A 4,370-nucleotide genomic window follows, 5' to 3' on the forward strand; every position below is an offset into this window, starting at 1 on the left:
AAAGCCCAAACCCCCAGGCACCGGGAGGCACGAGGGGGTTTGGGGGGCTGGGTAAGAGCCTGACGATGACCTACTTTCACACGGGAACCCGCACTATCATCGGCGCAAAGGCGTTTCACTGTCCTGTTCGGGATGGGAAGGAGTGGTACCACCTTGCTATGGTCGTCAGGCATAACTTGTAGATCTGGCTGTGCGAGCGCACAACCGGATCGAATTCATAGAGCTTCGAATCAGCTGATTTTTGATTGCTGCCAACGATCTGGATCAACGTATCGATCCGTATCGGCATAACCATGACATTTCTGTCTGTTGACATTTGACTTTGAGATTTACATCAAAGTTATAGGGTCAAGCCTCACGAGCAATTAGTACTGGTTAGCTTAACGCATTGCTGCGCTTCCACACCCAGCCTATCAACGTCCTGGTCTTGAACGACTCTTCAGGGGGCTCAAGGCCCCGGCAGATCTCATCTTGGAACGAGTTTCCCGCTTAGATGCTTTCAGCGGTTATCTCTTCCGCACTTAGCTACCCGGCAATGCCACTGGCGTGACAACCGGTACACCAGAGGTGCGTCCACTCCGGTCCTCTCGTACTAGGAGCAGGCTTCCTCAAATCTGCAGCGCCCACGGAAGATAGGGACCAAACTGTCTCACGACGTTTTAAACCCAGCTCACGTACCTCTTTAAATGGCGAACAGCCATACCCTTGGGACCGGCTACAGCCCCAGGATGAGATGAGCCGACATCGAGGTGCCAAACACCGCCGTCGATATGAACTCTTGGGCGGTATCAGCCTGTTATCCCCAGAGTACCTTTTATCCGTTGAGCGATGGCCCTTCCATACAGAACCACCGGATCACTATGTCCTGCTTTCGCATCTGCTCGACTTGTCAGTCTCGCAGTTAAGCACGCTTATGCCATTGCACTATTAGCACGATGTCCGACCGTACCTAGCGTACCTTCGAACTCCTCCGTTACACTTTGGGAGGAGACCGCCCCAGTCAAACTGCCTACCATGCACTGTCCCCGATCCAGATAATGGACCTAGGTTAGAACCTCAAACACACCAGGGTGGTATTTCAACGTTGGCTCCACAAGATCTAGCGACCCTGCTTCAAAGCCTCCCACCTATCCTACACAGATCTGTTCAAAGTCCAATACAAAGCTACAGTAAAGGTTCATGGGGTCTTTCCGTCTTTCCGCGGGGAGATTGCATCATCACAAACATTTCAACTTCGCTGAGTCTCAGGAGGAGACAGTGTGGCCATCGTTACGCCATTCGTGCAGGTCGGAACTTACCCGACAAGGAATTTCGCTACCTTAGGACCGTTATAGTTACGGCCGCCGTTTACTGGGACTTCGATCAAGAGCTTGCACCCCATCAATTAATCTTCCAGCACCGGGCAGGCGTCACACCCTATACGTCCACTTTCGTGTTTGCAGAGTGCTGTGTTTTTAATAAACAGTCGCAGCCACCAATTTTTTGCAACCCATTCATGCTCAGATGTTCTCATCACATTACTAGGGCACACCTTCTTCCGAAGTTACGGTGTCAATTTGCCGAGTTCCTTCTCCTGAGTTCTCTCAAGCGCCTTAGAATACTCATCTCGCGCACCAGTGTCGGTTTGCGGTACGGTCAATTACAAGCTGAAGCTTAGTGGCTTTTCCTGGGACCTCGTTCAGTTACTTCGCGAGCAAGCTCGCTCGATCAACAGCCTCGGTATATGACACGCGGATTTGCCTACGTGTCGCCTACATCTGTCTAAACCGGCACATCCAACCGCCGGATAACCTATTAAGATCCGTCCCCACATCGCACTTGCAATCGGTACAGGAATATTGACCTGTTTCCCATCAGCTACGCATCTCTGCCTCGCCTTAGGGGCCGACTCACCCTACGCCGATGAACGTTGCGTAGGAAACCTTGCGCTTACGGCGAGGGGGCTTTTCACCCCCTTTAACGCTACTCATGTCAGCATTCGCACTTCTGATACCTCCAGCATCCTTTACAAGACACCTTCACAGGCTTACAGAACGCTCTCCTACCACTTGCAATAAATTGCAAATCCGCAGCTTCGGTAACTGGCTTAGCCCCGTTACATCTTCCGCGCAGGACGACTCGATCAGTGAGCTATTACGCTTTCTTTAAATGATGGCTGCTTCTAAGCCAACATCCTGACTGTTTTAGCCTTCCCACTTCGTTTCCCACTTAGCCAATTTTAGGGACCTTAGCTGGCGGTCTGGGTTGTTTCCCTCTTGAGTCCGGACGTTAGCACCCGGTGCTCTGTCTCCCAAGCTGTACTCGTCGGTATTCGGAGTTTGCCTTGGTTTGGTAAGTCGCCATGACCCCCTAGCCAAAACAGTGCTCTACCCCCGACGGTAATACTTGAGGCACTACCTAAATAGTTTTCGGAGAGAACCAGCTATTTCCAAGTTTGTTTAGCCTTTCACCCCTATCCACAGCTCATCCGCTAGTTTTGCAACACTAGTCGGTTCGGACCTCCAGTACCTGTTACGGCACCTTCATCCTGGCCATGGATAGATCACTTGGTTTCGGGTCTACACCCAGCGACTGAATCGCCCTGTTCGGACTCGATTTCTCTACGGCTTCCCTATTCGGTTAACCTTGCCACTGAATGTAAGTCGCTGACCCATTATACAAAAGGTACGCAGTCACCCCTTGCGAGGCTCCTACTTTTTGTAAGCACGCGGTTTCAGGATCTATTTCACTCCCCTCCCGGGGTTCTTTTCGCCTTTCCCTCACGGTACTTGTTCACTATCGGTCGATGATGAGTATTTAGCCTTGGAGGATGGTCCCCCCATGTTCAGACAGGATTTCTCGTGTCCCGCCCTACTTGTCGTTAGCTCAGTACCACACAGGTCTTTTCACGTACGGGGCTATCACCCGCTATGGCCGCCCTTTCCAGAGCGTTCCGTTAAGTCTTGTGCTATCACTAACAGGCTCTTCCGATTTCGCTCGCCACTACTTTCGGAATCTCGGTTGATGTCTTTTCCTCGAGCTACTGAGATGTTTCAGTTCACCCGGTTCGCCTCGCATGACTATGTATTCATCATGCGATACCTACTGCTAGGTGGGTTTCCCCATTCGGAAATCTCCGGATCAAAGCTTATTTGCCAGCTCCCCGAAGCTTATCGCAGGCTATCACGTCCTTCGTCGCCTATCATCGCCAAGGCATCCACCACGTGCTCTTATTCACTTGACCCTATAACTTTGACGTCTCATCAAGCCTCGCGGCTCAGCAAGACACAAAATCACATCAAGCAAATGTCTGTCAGGTCTTTCACCTGACGCGTTATGCCGTTTCAACTCATATCTTTCAATGAAATTGAATATTCGTTGACGCAATCAAAAATGTTGCTGATGGCACGGTGCACATGAAACCTTTACGAATATGTGCTTTCCATCAGCAACGCTGATTCGACTCTATGAATTTTTAAAGAACAGCCGTTGGCAGCCTTGCGGCCACCGGTTAATCGATGGATATCAATCAACATCAAAGCACCCTCAGCCCGTTTGACCAGGATGCTTTGATGTGGATTCATCAGACAAGAACATCGCGCTGCGCGACATTGTTTGGTGGAGGATGACGGGATCGAACCGACGACCCCCTGCTTGCAAAGCAGGTGCTCTCCCAGCTGAGCTAATCCCCCGGGATGTCTTGCGCGCATTGGAGGGGATGGTGGGTCTGGTTGGTCTCGAACCAACGACCCCCGCCTTATCAAGACGGTGCTCTAACCAACTGAGCTACAGACCCAAGCCGGTCGCTTGATCTCTCCAGGCCAAAGCCCGAATCGCTGGCGACGTCCTTCCAACAACCGATAAGTGTGAGCGTTTGAGCTTGATTGCTCTTTTCCAGAAAGGAGGTGATCCAGCCGCACCTTCCGATACGGCTACCTTGTTACGACTTCACCCCAGTCACGAACCCCGCCGTGGTAATCGCCCTCCTTGCGGTTAGGCTAACTACTTCTGGCGAGACCCGCTCCCATGGTGTGACGGGCGGTGTGTACAAGACCCGGGAACGTATTCACCGTGACATGCTGATCCACGATTACTAGCGATTCCGACTTCACGCAGTCGAGTTGCAGACTGCGATCCGGACTACGACTGGCTTTATGGGATTGGCTCCCCCTCGCGGGTTGGCAACCCTTTGTACCAGCCATTGTATGACGTGTGTAGCCCCACCTATAAGGGCCATGAGGACTTGACGTCATCCCCACCTTCCTCCGGTTTGTCACCGGCAGTCTCATTAGAGTGCCCTTTCGTAGCAACTAATGACAAGGGTTGCGCTCGTTGCGGGACTTAACCCAACATCTCACGACACGAGCTGACGACAGCCATGCAGCACCTGT

At 51.9% G+C, this 4,370-nt stretch carries 2 tRNA genes and 3 rRNA genes; all 5 read right to left on the reverse strand.

Features of this window, described 5'->3' with window-relative positions:
* Nucleotides 1-57 precede the first annotated feature (57 nt).
* Nucleotides 58-170, reverse strand: a 5S ribosomal RNA gene (gene rrf / locus K5880_RS23010).
* Between the two features lie 174 nt (nucleotides 171-344).
* A 23S ribosomal RNA gene (locus tag K5880_RS23015) occupies nucleotides 345-3,223 on the reverse strand.
* 372 nt (nucleotides 3,224-3,595) lie between these two features.
* Nucleotides 3,596-3,671: transfer RNA gene (locus tag K5880_RS23020), tRNA-Ala, on the reverse strand.
* A 27-nt stretch (nucleotides 3,672-3,698) separates the two neighbouring features.
* Nucleotides 3,699-3,775, reverse strand: a tRNA-Ile gene (locus tag K5880_RS23025).
* A gap of 102 nt (nucleotides 3,776-3,877) precedes the next feature.
* Nucleotides 3,878-4,370: ribosomal RNA gene (locus K5880_RS23030) — 16S ribosomal RNA — on the reverse strand; the annotation flags it as partial.

Origin of the sequence: Hydrogenophaga sp., from assembly GCF_025699295.1 — a bacterium.
GTDB lineage: Bacteria > Pseudomonadota > Gammaproteobacteria > Burkholderiales > Burkholderiaceae_C > Hydrogenophaga.